Source organism: Rossellomorea sp. ABR4_012 (genome assembly GCF_056159545.1).
Window position 1 is genome coordinate 873505 of the sequence record NZ_JBSWVK010000001.1, and the last position, 15556, is coordinate 889060.

17 protein-coding genes and 1 pseudogene are annotated in these 15556 nt (G+C 43.2%); 16 read left to right on the forward strand and 2 right to left on the reverse strand.

Going from position 1 to position 15556, the window contains the following annotated elements:
- Window positions 1-22: 22 nt before the first annotated feature.
- Window positions 23-943 (reverse strand): UDP-N-acetylmuramate dehydrogenase, encoded by a 921-nt coding sequence (gene murB / locus ACXAFV_RS04295; protein WP_475124670.1) that lies wholly within the window; start codon window positions 941-943, stop codon window positions 23-25.
- 300 nt (window positions 944-1243) lie between these two features.
- Between murB and ACXAFV_RS04300 the strand changes: the two genes are divergently transcribed.
- The 14 genes and pseudogenes from ACXAFV_RS04300 to ACXAFV_RS04365 all read left to right on the forward strand — a co-directional run.
- The gene (locus tag ACXAFV_RS04300; protein ID WP_475124671.1) at window positions 1244-2146 is read left to right on the forward strand and encodes a DMT family transporter; all 903 of its coding nucleotides are present in this window, start codon (window positions 1244-1246) and stop codon (window positions 2144-2146) included.
- Between the two features lie 239 nt (window positions 2147-2385).
- Window positions 2386-3237 (forward strand): DegV family protein, encoded by an 852-nt coding sequence (locus ACXAFV_RS04305; protein WP_475124673.1) that lies wholly within the window; start codon window positions 2386-2388, stop codon window positions 3235-3237.
- A 472-nt stretch (window positions 3238-3709) separates the two neighbouring features.
- Window positions 3710-4840, forward strand: coding sequence for an ATP-dependent helicase ComFA (locus ACXAFV_RS04310; RefSeq protein ID WP_475124674.1), 1131 nt, complete (start codon window positions 3710-3712; stop codon window positions 4838-4840).
- Window positions 4833-5534: a ComF family protein gene (locus ACXAFV_RS04315; RefSeq protein ID WP_475124675.1), complete on the forward strand. Its 702-nt coding sequence runs from the start codon at window positions 4833-4835 to the stop codon at window positions 5532-5534. The genes ACXAFV_RS04310 and ACXAFV_RS04315 overlap by 8 nt, the downstream gene beginning before the upstream one ends.
- A gap of 62 nt (window positions 5535-5596) precedes the next feature.
- Complete coding sequence (locus ACXAFV_RS04320; RefSeq protein WP_475124677.1) at window positions 5597-6004, forward strand: TIGR03826 family flagellar region protein; 408 nt, start codon at window positions 5597-5599, stop codon at window positions 6002-6004.
- A 113-nt stretch (window positions 6005-6117) separates the two neighbouring features.
- Window positions 6118-6381 (forward strand): flagellar biosynthesis anti-sigma factor FlgM, encoded by a 264-nt coding sequence (gene flgM, locus ACXAFV_RS04325; protein ID WP_475124679.1) that lies wholly within the window; start codon window positions 6118-6120, stop codon window positions 6379-6381.
- A gap of 12 nt (window positions 6382-6393) precedes the next feature.
- Complete coding sequence (locus tag ACXAFV_RS04330; protein WP_475124680.1) at window positions 6394-6888, forward strand: flagellar protein FlgN; 495 nt, start codon at window positions 6394-6396, stop codon at window positions 6886-6888.
- Between the two features lie 23 nt (window positions 6889-6911).
- Window positions 6912-8468 carry a flagellar hook-associated protein FlgK gene (gene flgK, locus ACXAFV_RS04335; RefSeq protein ID WP_475124681.1) on the forward strand — a complete coding sequence of 519 codons (1557 nt, stop codon included), beginning with the start codon at window positions 6912-6914 and terminating at the stop codon, window positions 8466-8468.
- Between the two features lie 15 nt (window positions 8469-8483).
- The gene (flgL, locus tag ACXAFV_RS04340; protein ID WP_475124683.1) at window positions 8484-9389 is read left to right on the forward strand and encodes a flagellar hook-associated protein FlgL; all 906 of its coding nucleotides are present in this window, start codon (window positions 8484-8486) and stop codon (window positions 9387-9389) included.
- Between the two features lie 76 nt (window positions 9390-9465).
- Entirely contained in the window at window positions 9466-10056 is a 591-nt protein-coding gene (locus ACXAFV_RS04345) for a DUF6470 family protein (protein WP_475124684.1), read from the forward strand.
- A 17-nt stretch (window positions 10057-10073) separates the two neighbouring features.
- Window positions 10074-10520, forward strand: a complete 447-nt coding sequence (gene fliW, locus ACXAFV_RS04350; protein WP_475124685.1) for a flagellar assembly protein FliW — start codon at window positions 10074-10076, stop codon at window positions 10518-10520.
- A 4-nt stretch (window positions 10521-10524) separates the two neighbouring features.
- Window positions 10525-10746, forward strand: coding sequence for a carbon storage regulator CsrA (csrA, locus tag ACXAFV_RS04355; RefSeq protein WP_341979694.1), 222 nt, complete (start codon window positions 10525-10527; stop codon window positions 10744-10746).
- Between the two features lie 154 nt (window positions 10747-10900).
- Window positions 10901-12049 (forward strand): flagellin N-terminal helical domain-containing protein, encoded by a 1149-nt coding sequence (locus tag ACXAFV_RS04360; RefSeq protein ID WP_475124686.1) that lies wholly within the window; start codon window positions 10901-10903, stop codon window positions 12047-12049.
- A 340-nt stretch (window positions 12050-12389) separates the two neighbouring features.
- Window positions 12390-12506, forward strand: a pseudogene (locus ACXAFV_RS04365) (flagellin); the annotation flags it as partial.
- Between the two features lie 58 nt (window positions 12507-12564).
- Here the strand turns inward: ACXAFV_RS04365 and ACXAFV_RS04370 are convergent.
- Window positions 12565-13485, reverse strand: coding sequence for an endonuclease (locus tag ACXAFV_RS04370; RefSeq protein WP_475124687.1), 921 nt, complete (start codon window positions 13483-13485; stop codon window positions 12565-12567).
- A 158-nt stretch (window positions 13486-13643) separates the two neighbouring features.
- Here ACXAFV_RS04370 and flaG point away from each other — a divergent pair, with 158 nt between their 5' ends.
- Complete coding sequence (gene flaG, locus ACXAFV_RS04375) at window positions 13644-14003, forward strand: flagellar protein FlaG (RefSeq protein ID WP_475124688.1); 360 nt, start codon at window positions 13644-13646, stop codon at window positions 14001-14003.
- 16 nt (window positions 14004-14019) lie between these two features.
- Window positions 14020-15543, forward strand: a complete 1524-nt coding sequence (locus ACXAFV_RS04380; RefSeq protein ID WP_475124689.1) for a flagellar hook-associated protein 2 — start codon at window positions 14020-14022, stop codon at window positions 15541-15543.
- Window positions 15544-15556 lie beyond the last annotated feature (13 nt).

A 15556-nucleotide genomic window follows, 5' to 3' on the forward strand; every position in this document is an offset into this window, starting at 1 on the left:
ATCAGGGCCCTGATTTTTATGTTTATTCCATATCCTCACCAATGATCCGAACTTCACGCTCAAGCTCCACATCAAACTTCTCTTTCACCGTTTTCTGCACGTGCTCGATCAGTGAAATGTAATCCTTCGCCGTCGCATTGTCTTTATTGACGATGAAGCCTGCATGCTTGGTGGATACCTCGGCACCGCCGAAGTTCGTTCCTTGCAGCTCGCTGTCCTGGATCAGTTTACCGGCAAAGTAACCAGGCGGGCGTTTGAATACACTTCCGCAGGATGGATATTCCAGCGGCTGTTTGGATTCTCTTTTATATGTCAGGTCATCCATTACTGCTTTGATATCCTCGTATTCTGCAGGCTTTAAGCTGAAAGTCGCTTCAAGGACGATATCTCCGTTTTCTGAAATGTTGCTGTGACGGTAATCAAGTTCAAGGTCAGCAGCCGTCCGTTTGACAAGCTCTCCGTGACGGTCGACCACATAGCAATAATCCAGTACATCCTTGATTTCACCGCCGTAAGCCCCGGCGTTCATAAACAGGGCGCCCCCGACTGTTCCAGGGATACCGCATGCAAATTCAAGGCCAGACAGGCGTTCAGCCAATGCTCTTCTCGATACATCAATGATTGCTGCCCCGCTTTGTGCCACGATGTGCTGGTCGTTTGTCTTGATCTCATCAAAGTTCTTCAAATGAAGGACGATTCCTCTGATACCGCCATCTTTTACAATTAGGTTTGACCCGTTCCCCAGCAGCGTAAAAGGGACGTCCACCTTATTCGAAAGCTTCACGATGTTCTGAACTTCCTCATATGCTGTCGGGGTCAGGAAGAAGTCCGCCTTCCCACCGAGCTTCGTATAAAGGTGATCTCTCAGCATCTCATCACGTTTAATATTCTCTGTATGCATCACATTTAATAATTCTTTATAAACAGTTTCTTTATTGTACATTCATGATCAGTCCCATAAAAATATTTTTCTCTGGTTATAAATTCTACCCTCCCATTATATGATGAAAACCCATGAAAGTTAAATGGTTTAGGCTGGAAGGGTGAAAATGCGTCTTAGTGAGGAGTTATTGTTATTTTTTTCAATAATCTAACGGTGCCTGTTAGTATTAGAAATAAACATTTCATTATATTAAAAAATGAGATAGGATATTATTATTAAATTCGTCTGTTATAACATCTTTTTATCTATTAAGTTGTACGACTTCTTCATATAATAAAAGAGGGGAGAGGAGGAAACGGAATGGCTCGCTTGTATATGGCACTAATCGGGTTAAGTCTGATCTGGGGGATGTCCTTTGTATTCATAAAATGGCTGGTGGAGCCTGCCGGCGTGTGGGGAACGGTCTTCCTGCGTTGTATCGCCGGGGCACTCGTGCTGCTGCCGATCTTTTTCATACAAAGAAGAAAAGGGGAGAAGAAGCCACTTCCGATATGGAAGCTTATCGTAGTCGGAATTGGAAACGCAGCCCTGCCGTGGACGTTGATCGCATTGAGTGAAACACAGATTAATAGTAATACTGCATCGATTTTGAATGCAACGACTCCAATTTGGACCGGCCTTATCGGCTTTCTGCTGTTTTCAGTGGTATTGACGAGCTTTCAGTGGATCGGCATCCTTGTTGGTTTCCTCGGAATCTTAGTATTGATGAACTTTGAAGTAAGCGGGATTTTCAGTTCTGACTTTGTCGGAGTGGGGACGATGATCCTTGCGACCGTGAGCTATGCGTTTTCTTCTCAATTTACGAAAAAATATCTGGCAGGAACGAGTGTCGTGATCATTTCAACATTTCAGCTGTTGATTGGTGCTGCCATCGGGTTCGTAGGAATGCTCGTGAGCCAGCCAATTGAAGTTGGAAGTTTGTTAACAGGAGAAGCTTTGCTTGGAATCATCGGTCTTGGCTGTTTCGGATCGGGAATTGCCACGCTGCTTTACTTTTACATCATGACAAATGGAAGCCCTGAATTCGCGTCGACGGTCACGTACTTGATTCCCGGGACTGCAATGATTTGGGGATTTGTGCTGCTGGGAGAGCCGGTTACCCATAATTTAATTCTTGGTCTTTTGATCATTTTTGCAGGGGTATTTTTGTCATCGAGAAAGTCTAAAAAGACGCTTGCTTCCCTTACCGTAGGGACAAGGTGAGAATTTAAACAAACGTTTGATTAAGATTTGGGAGCCCAGGGCTGACGGGGTTTGCTGGACTTAAACAAACGTTTGTTTTATTTTCTAGGAGGTGATTTAGGGGAAAGTGATGCAATCGAAAGAAGTTTCATATAAAATGAAAAAGATACATAGATTAGAGTAGACAAGTTGTCGGCAGGTGCTCGATTAATGCTGGTTGCCGATTGATATTAAAATAAAGAATAAGAGGGGTAAATATTATGAAAACGGCAATTGTAACGGATAGTACAGCCTACATCCCGAAAGAATTGCGCGATTCTTTAAACATACACATGATCCCGCTGAGCGTCATCCTGGGCGGCGAAACTTACCGTGAAGAAATTGATATAACAGCCAATGAATTTTATGAAGAGGTTGTCAGTCAGGACAAACTGCCGACAACATCCCAGCCGCCGGTTGGTGAATTTGTAGAGCTGTTTGAAAAATTGTCCCGTGACTATGACGCGGTCATTTCCATCCATTTATCAAGCGGCATCAGCGGCACTTATCAGGGTGCGGTACAGGCTGGAGAGATGGTTGACGGAATCAAGGTCTATCCTTATGATTCGGAAATCAGCTGCATGATACAGGGGTTCTATGCTCTTGAGGGTGCGAAGCTTGCCCGTGAAGGAAAAGGGGCTGAAGAAATCGTCCGTTTGCTGGATGAAATGAAGGAATCAGTTCAGGCATACTTCATGGTTGACGATTTGGCTCATTTGCAGCGCGGAGGCCGTCTTTCACAAGCTCAGGCTATCATTGGAAGCTTATTGCAGGTGAAGCCTCTACTTCATTTTGTTGATAAAGTGATCGTGCCGTTTGAGAAAATCCGTACTCGTAAGAAGGCGTTGAAGCGAGTGGAAGGGTTACTTGAAGATGCAGTGAAAGATGGAGGTTCCTATCAAGCATCAATCATCCATGCGAACCGGGAAGAAGAAGCGGTGGAGTGGGTGAAGGAGTTATCTGAGAAGTATCCGAATGTGGAGTTTGATGTAAGTTATTTTGGACCTGTGATCGGTACTCATTTGGGTGAAGGCTCGATGGGAATGGGCTGGGCTCGGAAGATAACGGAATAGTAGTTTAGGAGTCAGGTGCTGGTTTTTAGTGCCTGGCTTTTTAATTATTGCAGGATTTTTCAACGATGATGTCGAATCAATAAGAATCGTAGTAAAGGAGTGATACGAACTGAGATTCTTAGTAAAAGAACATTTATTAATTCCGGAGTTTTTACTGGAAGAGAAATCAACCTCTCTGCAAAGAATATCTGACCTAAAGTTACCTCCCCCGTTACCTCTTAATCCCTATTTTACTTATTCTGCAGAATTACAATCCTTTCTTTCCGGCCGTGCGCTGCTGCCTGATGAAATACCTTTCCCGTTGGAAATGATTTATGAACACTACCAAAATGGTTATCTCTATTTTGGTAAGGGAGTAGAGAAGGAACATATACCAAAATGCAATCGATGCGGCAACACAAAAAAACATCTATTCGCAAGCTATCAATGCTATCGTTGCAAGGAACTCTGCACCTACTGCAGAAACTGCATCATGATGGGCAGGGTATCCGAATGCACACCTCTGATTACCTGGAGCGGGCCAACCCCCATAGCAGACTCACACCAGACATTTGACTGGAATGGGACCCTTTCACAAGCCCAGCAGGAAGCATCCAATCGAGTAGTGGAGACTGTCAGTAACAATGACAATCTACTAGTCTGGGCCGTATGCGGAGCCGGTAAAACAGAAGTCCTTTTTGAAGGGATATATGAAGCAATTAAACAAAATAAAAGAGTCTGCATCGCCGCCCCGAGGACCGATGTCATCCTTGAACTTTCTCCAAGACTACAAAAAGTCTTTCCTCAAAGGTCCATCACGACCTTGTACGGAGGCTCCGATGACCGCCACAATTACGGCCAGCTCGTCCTTTCAACGACCCATCAACTATACAGATACCAGCATGCCTTTGATTTCATGATCATCGATGAAGTAGATGCCTTCCCATACTCCTATGACCCATCTCTTCAATACGCAGTAGAAAAAGCAAGCAAACCGAAGTCGGCCGTCGTCTATTTAACTGCGACGCCTGACTCAAAGACCCAGAAAAAATGTACAACAGGTAAACAGAACCATATCCGCATCCCTTCCCGATATCATCGTCATCCAATACCTGTTCCGCGCTTAGCCTGGTGTGGCAATTGGGAAAAAGCATTTAAGAAAAATAGGATTCCCCCGTCACTTAAAAAATGGACACTCCAAAGACTCCAACAAAACAAACAGGTACTCATCTTCTTCCCGTCAGTAAAAGCTATGGAAATGGCCCTGCCGCTGTTCCAGGAACTCAATGCGGCAATAGAATCCGTCCATGCAGAAGACCCCCGCAGAAAAGAAAAAGTTCAAAACATGAGAAACAATGAAACACCGATTCTACTCACAACCACTATTTTAGAAAGAGGCGTCACCATCCCTAATATCGAAGTCGCTGTATTAGGGGCTGAAGATAAGGTTTTCATCGAGAGTGCACTGGTCCAAATTGCCGGGAGGGCAGGGAGGAGTGCAGATTTTCCAAAAGGGGATGTCGTCTATTTTCATCACGGCCGGACAAGGGAAATGATCAAGGCGATCCTACACATATATTTAATGAACAAGGAAGCTGGGAAGAGAGGATTGATTGATGAGTGATTTCTGTCTTTATTGCGAGAATCCCATCAGAGAAGTGATTTCATGGAAAGGGTTGTTTTACAGCGATCCTCAATATCTTTGTGGAGAATGTCAAAAGGGACTTCAGTTTATATCAGGACAAAGGTGTTTGCATTGCTCGCGCTCGCTTGAGAATCTAGCCAGTGAGCTAGTAAAAGGAGATATCTGTCTGGACTGCTATCGCTGGGAGGAAGACCCCAAGTGGAAAGGCATCCTTGAAAATAACACTTCGCTTTTTGAATACAATGACTTCCTGAAAGAATACTTGGCGAGGTACAAATACCGAGGCGACCATAGGTTAGCAAAAGCTTTCAGATTACATCTAGCAAATAGTCTCAAGCCACTACAGTATGATCAAATTATCCCCATCCCCCTTAGTGAAGAACGCCACTACGAACGGGGGTTTAACCAGTCTTCTGTTCTTCTTGAAGAAACACAGATCTTTCCTTTGCAACTTCTATCAAGAACCAATTCCGAAAAACAATCCAAAAAATCCCGCCGAGACAGGCTTCAGCAGAAACAAGTCTTCACATTAACCGAAAATGACCTCGACGGACAATCAATCCTCCTTTTCGATGACATCTACACAACCGGAACGACATTAAGACAGGCAGCCAAGCTGCTAAAAGAAGCCGGTGCCAAAGAAGTCTCATCTTTAACTCTCGCCCGCGGTTAAAAGATTATGTTTTTTCTCCGATATAAACTATAACAATAGGTAACATCAGGAGGAAAAACCGAATGTCAGATATCATGAATTGCCCACGCTGCAATGCTTTGTTTATGAAAAATAAATTCCGGGATGTATGTGATAAATGTTTTAAAGAAGACGAGAAAATGTATGAGACGGTGTACCAATTTTTGAAGAGAAGAGAAAATCGTGCCGCGACGATGGAAACGGTTATCAACCAAACAGGTGTGGAGGAAGAACTTATATATAAATGGGTGAAAAAGGGACGCATCCAGACGAAAATGTTCCCGAATCTGGGTTATCCATGTGATAAATGCGGGAAGATTATTACCAGTGGCAAGCTTTGTCAGAGATGTACCGATGAACTGAAAAAGGACTTGCAGCAGTTTGAAGCGAATAGTGAATGGAAAGAAAAGATGAAGGAGCAGCGCACGTACTACACAATGCGTGACAAGTGAACCAGAACAGAATTAGGAAGAACTAACCAGTGAAGATCACTAAACAATGCCCCTTTCTATCCGATATACTTAAATAGAGACACATTGAACGTGATGAAAGCGAGGGAAACAATATGAAAATCAATAATATTGGGAACCAGAATATCAATCCGTATCAACGCAGCCTAAATAAATTGGGTTCAGCGGCGAAATCCGGGAAAACACCTTCTGATAAAATCGAGATTTCTTCCACTGCAAAAGAAATGCAGGAAGTCTCAAAAATGACGAAAGAACGCCAGGTAAAAGTGGAAGCACTGAAGGATCAGGTACAGAACGGGAATTACACAATCGATCCGAAAGCCATTGCCAAAGGATTAAAGAATTTCTATCAAAGCTAGGAGAGAGCAAACATGTCAGCAACTGATTTAATTGCAACGCTTGAAAAACTTTATAAGCTGAATAAAAGTTTGTTCGATCTCTCGGTGAAGAAGACTGATGTGATCAAGCGCGGTGATATGGAAGGACTCGACAACTTGTTAAAAGACGAGCAGAAGCACATCGCCGCCATCAATACGGTAGAGAATGAGCGTCAGCGGCAATCTGCCAGTCATTTGACTACACTCGGTCTGCTGACTGAAGAACCGCCGACCCTATCTCAATGCATTGAATACAGTGCGCCCGATGATCAAACCGCTTTTAGGGAATGGCAGCAAAAAATGACAGAACTGATTTTTGAATTGAAAGAACGGAATGAACTGAATCAGAAGCTGGTCTATCAATCTCTTCAATTCGTCAATATGAATCTATCAATCATGCAGCCACAGGGTCAACAGTCGACTTATGCACGTCCGAACAGCGAAAAGAAAGCACCGCCACAACGGTCCATGTTTGATTCGCAAGCTTAATTATCTGAAACGGAGGCACCACCATGCGATCTACTTTCCACGGTCTTGAAACTGCCAAACGCGGTATGTACACACAGCAAGGCGCCCTTTATACAACAGGCCACAATATTTCGAACGCGAACACACTTGGCTACAGCCGGCAGCGTGTGAATTTTGAACAGACTACTCCTTATCCTGCTCCTTCTATGAACCGTCCAGATATTCCGGGGCAAATGGGAACCGGTGTAGAGGCGGGGTCCATTCAGCGAGTACGCGATTCATTCCTGGACGTTCAATACCGCGGTGAAAATAATAAGCTCGGATATTGGGAATCGAAAATGGAAGCGATGAAGAAGATGGAGGAAGTCATGAACGAGCCTTCGGATTCCGGATTGTCCAAATCAATGGACATGTTCTGGCAGTCGCTCCAGGATCTTGCGGTAAACCCAACGAACGCAGGAGCCCGCTCAGTTGTCCGTGAACGCGGAATTGCAGTGGCCAACACATTTAATTACTTGTCGACCTCCTTGACAGGGGTACGCGGTGACTTGAAGAATGAACTGTCCGTGACTGAAAAACAAATCAACTCATTGACCAACCAGATTGATAAAATCAATAAGCAGATCGCCGATGTCGAGCCGCATGGCTACTTACCGAACGACCTATACGATGAGCGCGACAGGCTGATCGACGAACTATCGAAACACGTCTCCATCCAAACAAGCTATCAGTCCAGCGGCGGTGCATCCTCACCGATTGCGGAAGGACAGGTGACGGTGAATCTGGTCGGCAAGGATGGAAATTTTGCCGTGAACCTGGTTGGGAAAAGTGGAGCAAATGAATTGAAGCTTTCCATGGAAGGTCCGCAGGCTACGGTTGATTCCGTGACAATCGGAAACCAGACACTTGATGTGAACGACTTCTTATCCCAGGGTGAAGGGAAATTAAGGGCTCTCATTGATTCATATGGCTTTACCGATAAAAATGGTGAAGCACAGGGATCCTATATCAAGATGTTGAATGAACTCGACAACATGGCCTATGAATTTGCTAAGGCCTTTAACGAACAGCATCAAAAAGGTGTGTCCCCTGCAGAAATGGAGGATCCGACAGTAGATACACCGAAGTTTTTTCAGGATGCCAAGAATTCTTCAACTGACTTGGAAGACGTTGCTAAGGCAGGTTTTGCCCAACGAATGCAAATTGCAGATGAACTGAGTAACCTTGACATGATTGCAACGGCAAGTGCAGACAATCCTACACTTGGTGACTCAGCCAATGTGAGCGCACTTGCCGATATCATCACGACGACTGAGCTGTCATACGGCGAAAAACCGGCAACCTTCAGAGCCCATTTTGAATCGGTCATCGGGGCCATGGCGGTTGAATCTCAGGAATCCGTCCGCCTTTCCCAGAACTCAGGTGTCTTGCGTTCTGCTGTTGAAGAACGCCGCATGTCTGTCAGCGGGGTTTCGCTTGATGAAGAAATGACGAATATGATCAAATTCCAGCACGCCTACAATGCCTCTGCCCGGATGATTACACTCCAGGACGAAATGCTTGATAAAATAATCAACGGCATGGGAACCGTGGGAAGATAGGAAGGTGAAATCTGAATGCGCGTAACACAAAGCATGTTAACCAATAATTCAATGAGAAACATCAGCTCCTCCTATTCACGCATGGGGCATCTGCAGGATCAGCTTGCCACCGGTAAAAAAATCACCAAGCCTTCCGACGATCCGGTCGTTGCGATGAAAGGGATATTCTACCGGTCGAACTTGACGGGTATCGAGCAGTATAAGCGGAATCTGTCAGAGCTGTACCTGTGGATGGACAATTCCGAAGCGGGAATTGACCAGGCGAATCAAGGATTGCAGCGGGTTCGAGAGCTTACGTTGCAAGGTAAGAATGGAACGTTGAGTGATGAGGACAAGAAAGCTGTTGCCGTTGAGGTTGAACAAATAAAGATGGACTTAGTTGGTGTGGCTGAAACCAAGGTTGCCGGCCGATACATTTTCCATGGAACCGACGTGGGGAATTCTCCTATAAAAGATAGAAACCCGGCAGACGGCAGTGCTCCACAGGTTGCCGATAACCTGACCAGTGCAGAGATCGGTACTTATAATGTGGAAGTTTCACAAGGAGTTTCTCTGAAAGCCAACGTAAACCCTGGCAATGTATTCAGCCAGAAGCTTTTTGATACGGTGCATAACATTCAAAAAGCATTGGAGTCAGGGGATACCTCCGCACTAGATACAGAGCTGGGCAACTTGGATGATGTCATGGAAACTTTGTCAGCGGAACGGTCAGAGCTTGGTGCCCGCTACAACCGATTGGAAATGATCGACGAACGTCTTGGCCAGCAAGAAGTAGTCGCGAATCGGATTCTATCAGACAACGAAGATGCAGACATCGAGCGGGTTATCACCGATCTGAAGACCCAGGAAAGTGTGCACCGTGCGGCACTTGGAGTCGGGGCGAGAATCATCCAGCCTACTTTGATGGACTTTTTACGATAAAATGCAAGGGGACCAACCCTTTAAGGTGTTTCGTCACCTTATGGGAGGTCCTCTTTTTTAATAGAGGTGAAAGAGTATGAACTTTCCGCAGATACGCCTGCAATCGACGCCTGCTTCTTTAGGAATCAAAACAACTCCTGGAAAAATAGAAATTGAAACACCTCCTCCTGCACTCGCCATCCAGCAGCCGGAAGCGAAAATGGAAATCGAGCGGAGACCATCAAATCTGACGATTGACCAGACCGAGGCACGGGCTGACATGGATTTAAAATCAGTGCGACGGCGGATTGAAGACTTTGCGAGACAAGGTCATGAGGATTGGCTGGCAGGTCTTGCCCGGATGGCGCAGGACGGAGACCAATTGATGAGAATAGAAAACGGAGGGAATGCAATCGCAGAGCAAGCCAAACGTAACAGCGAAAACCCAATGTATGACTTCAATATCGGTTGGATCCCCTCAGCAGGCAGCGTGAAGATCCAATACGATCCAGGTGAAGTGAATGTAAACTTTGAGCCGCAAAAAGTGATAAACAATACACAGGTCGTAAAGCCGAAGGTGAATGTATCGAAGTTCCAAGTAGACATAAGCCTTCAGAAATATGCCGATTTGCAAATTGATTTTGTGAATCTTAAACACGTCGGTATCAACTACGAACTGGAAATTTAAAAAGAAGGAATGAGAGCATGAACATAAACACGAAATACCATGGAGAAATTGACGTCAAAGAGGACGCTGTATTGAACTTTGAACAGGGGATCCCCGGGTTCGCCGATGAAAGAAAATTTGTCCTGCTGCCACTGCCGGAAAATGATTGGTTTCATATCCTGCAATCGGTTACCACCCCACAGATCGGATTCGTGGTGACAGATCCATTTTTATTCACGAAAGAGTTTGACTTCGAACTGGATCAAGGGAGTGTGGAATCATTGGGATTCACTGATGGAAAAAATGTAAAAGTACTGACCATCCTTACAATGAAGGAAACCCTTCATAATTCGACTGCCAACCTGCAAGCTCCGATCGTGATCAATCTGGCAAACAACAAAGCAAAACAAGTGATCCTGAATGATACTAACTACAAAACAAAACATCTAATCTTTGCTCAGCCAGAGCAAGCCGGTAAGGAGTGAGACGATGCTGGTATTAACGAGAAAAACCGGAGAAGCCATTCAAATCGGGGAAGATATTGAAATCAGTGTAGTATCAGTAAAAGGAGACCAAGTGAAGCTAGGCATCAACGCACCGAAGAACGTAGAAATCCACAGAAAAGAAATTTACCTGACCATCCAGGAAGAAAACAACGAAGCCTCCAAAGGAATCGACAACCTCTTCAACATCTTGCCGAAAAAACAATAATTTTTTATATAAATCTATTAAACACTGGTAAAAACGACCGATAATAACCATGTAAGCAAGGAAGAAAAGGGCGGCCGACCTTTCTGTTCTTTGTAAACCAAATAATAGACAGTTCACAAGGATGTGGACTTACTTTCAAGGAGGAAATTTAGTTATGAGAATTAATCATAATATTGCGGCTTTGAATACTTATCGTCAGTTGAACGGTGCAACAAATGCTCAATCAAAATCTATGGAAAAACTTTCTTCAGGTCTTCGGATTAACCGTGCAGGTGATGATGCTGCTGGTCTTGCAATTTCTGAAAAAATGCGTGGACAGATCCGGGGATTAGATCAAGCATCTAAGAACGCACAAGATGGAATCTCGATGATTCAAACAGCTGAAGGTGCTTTGAACGAAACACATTCAATACTTCAACGTATGAGAGAATTGTCAGTTCAATCTGCGAATGATTCAAATACTGCTGAAGATCGCAAAAATATTCAAGATGAAGTTGATCAATTAGGAAAAGAAATTGACCGTATAGCAGAGACAACTCAATTTAACACCAAAAACCTACTAGATGGTTCAATGGACAAAACGACTACAGCGGCAGCTAACATCAATACAGGTGGAGTTCTTAAAGTTAGTGGAGCAGCAGCAGCTAGCGATGATGTATTGACAGCTCTCCAAGATAAAGATGGAAATAGTCTAGGCATCGTAGTAGGGGATAAGATAGAAGTTTCATATGTTAAAGATGGGGCTACTAAAACTGATACTATTACCGTAGCGGCAGGTACTGACATTGCAGCTCTCTTTGGTGGAACGAACACTGCTGCTGATACTGATGTCGCAGTAAGTGCAGCCGGAGAAGTCCAATTAACAGCGGCAGCCTCAGGTTCAGCTGGAGCAGTTCATGGGGTAACTTTAACTGTGAAAGATTCTAGTGGAAGTGTAAAAACTGGTGCAACTAATGCCCTTTCTAGTTTTTCAGAAACCACTCAAGCTACTGATAACCACTCAGATGGTTCATCTACTTTCCAAATTGGAGCTAATACTGGGCAAAACATTAATTTAGCAATCAAAGACATGGGTTCATCAGCACTAGGGGTTAAAGATATAAAGGTTGGAAATCAAGGGCAAGCTAACGTAGCAGTCAAAGTTATTGATGAAGCTATCAAAAAGGTGTCTGCTGAACGCTCGAATCTTGGTGCTACTCAGAATCGTTTAGAACATACTATCAACAACCTAAACACATCTTCAGAAAACCTAACTGCAGCGGAATCTCGTATCCGTGATGTAGATTATGCTTTAGCTGCCTAGCAGCAAAAAGCACAGTCGTCCTGACTGGTAACGGTCAGAGATCATAATTGGGTGAATTGCTGGAAACCCCTTAGAGCTTTTCTTGCCACAACGTAGTTGGAAACGACAAGCGTGATGGCTTGATAATAGAAAAGATTGGGCAATCAGCAGCCAAGCTCCTGTCTTGAAAAAGTGGAGAAGGTTCAACGACTAGGATAGACCATCTAAGGCGAAAGCTATGGTGATGAAATCCGTAGGTGAAACAATGGTCATCAGCATTGTGAATCCGAAGTGCCCAACCCCTACTGGAATGCCAGAGGGTGAAGATATAGTCTGGTCATTTATGAAAGTAAATGTTCGCACGATGGCGAAAGAAATGATGAATCAAACTAAGAACTCTATCCTTTCTCAAGCTGCTCAAGCTATGTTAGCTCAAGCAAACCAGCAGCCTCAAGGAGTTCTTCAACTTCTTCGTTAATTTTAATGAAAATCCGGTTCTCTTTAAAAAGAGTGCCGGATTTTTCTTTTTGAAATATTTAGGAGGAGTATTCAAAGCATAGCAAGGTCAGCATGCTATTGTTCAATCCAGTAAGCCCACTAAGAATTTTAAGTTGCTGGAGGTTCTTTTGACTTATCACAAGTTGATAGGAATCCGATTCTTTATTGTTTTTTGCATTTTCAATAAAGGAAATTAATTCTTTTGAATAGAACTTATCATTTTTATAAGTCTCTATGAGGTGGTCAAGCATCAAAAGTCGATTATTTATTTCTGAAGTAGGCGATTGAAATGTGAGATGTTTAGGAAGATAAATGGTAGTTCTTTTTGAGATGAGTTCCGGAAAACAAATATCAAATAAAGATAAAAATTTACGACTCATACTTGGATGAAGATAGGGCCCGATTAATTTTAGGAAGTAGAGTATTTGGAACTTATCATAGAGGATTACTCTATTTTTCTTATCTTGAGAAAAAGACAAGTGGAATTTTTCTTTAAGTAACATACAAAGTTGGATGTTTTCTAGAGATGAAAAACTTTCTGTGGAAAGTATAATTTTCTTTGGTATATTATTTTGTTTTTTTAGGTGGCCATCATCTTGGTACCACCATGCAAGAGTCCTGGCAGTAAGATAATCTGATATAAAACCAAGCGGGAGTATTTTCTTTCCTTCTTTGTACCACAGGTTTCTTAACATGGTGATAGTTTCGTGGGTTTTGGATTGGACGTAATAACCTTCTGTATAACCTGACTGGATTCTTTTATCTTTTACCTTTTTATACTTAGGAGCGTTTAAAGGAAGGTATTGTTTAAGGGCTGAGTAACAATGTTCACACCAATCCTTGTCTTTTTTTGAATGCATAAATTGAAATCGGGGTTTTCGTCCTTCTTGTTTTGTAATACAACCATCACCTAATAGCTTCCCGATCAAAATATCCATAAATTCAAATACATCTTCCAAAACATTTCACCCCATTTGAAGGAACGTATGTTCTTTAGTCGATTATACCCTTTCTTAACACTGTTTGTACATTAACAACCTCTTTCTTTTAGAAGAACCTAAACTTTCCCCAGTATCTTTCCGATATAACCCATATACCCCTCAAGGAGGACAAACCAATGATTGAAAAAGTGACAGGCACTATCCAACCCACACAATCATTTACCAAACTAGAAAACAACCAAAATGAAGCGTTAAAATACATTCAAGGACAGGAACGGCAGCAAGAAGAGAACACCAACAAAGAGCCTGTCACAAAAGAAAAAGTGGAAGATGTCGTTCAGGGGATGAATGAGTTTTTACATGCTTCGAATACTCACCTCAAATTCGAATTTCACGATAAATTACAAGAATACTATGTAACCATTGTAGACGAGCAAACCAAAGAAGTTGTCAGAGAAATTCCGGCAAAAAAGATTCTCGATATGTACGCAGCAATGACTGAATTTGTAGGATTGATGGTAGATAAAAAGATTTAAAGGAAGGTGATTCCTGATGGCAGATATGCGAATTGGTGGGCTTGCCAGTGGTATGGACACCGATCAGATCATAATGGATTTAATGAAGGCGGAACGTATCCCTCTTGATAAAATGGAGCAGAAGAAGCAGTATCTCGAATGGCAGCGTGATGATTACCGGGATATGAATAAGATGATGTTTGATTTCAGCAATTTGATTTTTGACGGTGTCATGAAGCAGAGTACATATATGCAGAAATCAGTAACAGCTTCTGATTCATCGAAAGTTTCTATTCAAAATATCAATTCTACGGCTGACCTCTCTGGATCAATTGAAGTTAGCAGTATTGCAAAAGCGGCAACAATTGTCAGTCAAGATACGGGAATAGTAGATCCTAAAGCAACACTTAGTACTTCATTAGGTTTGACAGGAACGCAAAAAATCTCCATTAAGTCCATCTTGAAAGATGGGACTTTGGATACTGCAGGTAAAACGATTGAGTTTGATCCTGCAACGGAAACGTTAAATAGTTTGATTTCGAAAATCAATCAGCAAACCGGGGTCTCGGTCTTTTTTGATGAGCAATCCAAAAGGCTTTCTGTCACTGCCAAAAATACGGGTGATGCAGCCGGTAATGATATTGTACTGGAAGATTTGTCAGGTACCTTCTTTGAAAAATTAAGACTTGAGGACACTCCTGTAGACCCTGCAAATGCTTTTAATGGTACAAGACAAGAAGGGGCGAATGCTTCCTTTACCTATAACGGGTTGACTACTACGCGCCCATCGAATACTTTTCAGATTAACGGATTTGAAATCACGTTGAAAGGAACAACTACAGCTCCAATCACATTCAGTTCAAAGCCCGACACCGACAAGATCTTAGAAAAAATCGTCAAATTCGTAGACGAATACAACAAACTGATTGAAAAAGTAAACGGTGAACTTAACGAAAAGAATTACCGTGATTTCAAGCCTTTGACGGCTGAACAAAAAGAAGCGATGGAAGAGAAGGAAATTGAACTTTGGGAAGAGAAGGCGCGCAGCGGGACTCTTCGTAATGATTCGGTTCTTTCTTCTGCGATGAACAAGATGCGGATGGATCTTTATACGCCAGTATCTGGCGGAACGTCGGGAACGGATCAGTTATCGCAAATTGGCATCAAGACATCGAGCAATTATTTAGAACGTGGAAAACTGATTATCGATGAAGCCAAGTTGCGGGAAGCGATCTCTAAAGATCCGAATGCCATCTATGAAATTTTTGCAAAAGACGGGGCGACATCCGGTGAACAGGGAATCGCACGCCGTTTGCGTGACACCTTGAAAGATACGATGGACAGTGTGGAGAAGAAGGCGGGGAAAGCTTCGAGCACGAATAATACATTCGCGTTAGGGCGTCTGTTGAACAATATGGACAATCAGATCGACCGGTTCGAGGACCGCTTGATTCAAGTTGAAGACCGCTACTGGCGGCAGTTCACGGCCATGGAGAAAGCGATTCAACGTTCAAACCAGCAATCCATGTACCTCATGCAGCAATTCGGCGGAGGCATGTAATTTTTATAATAAG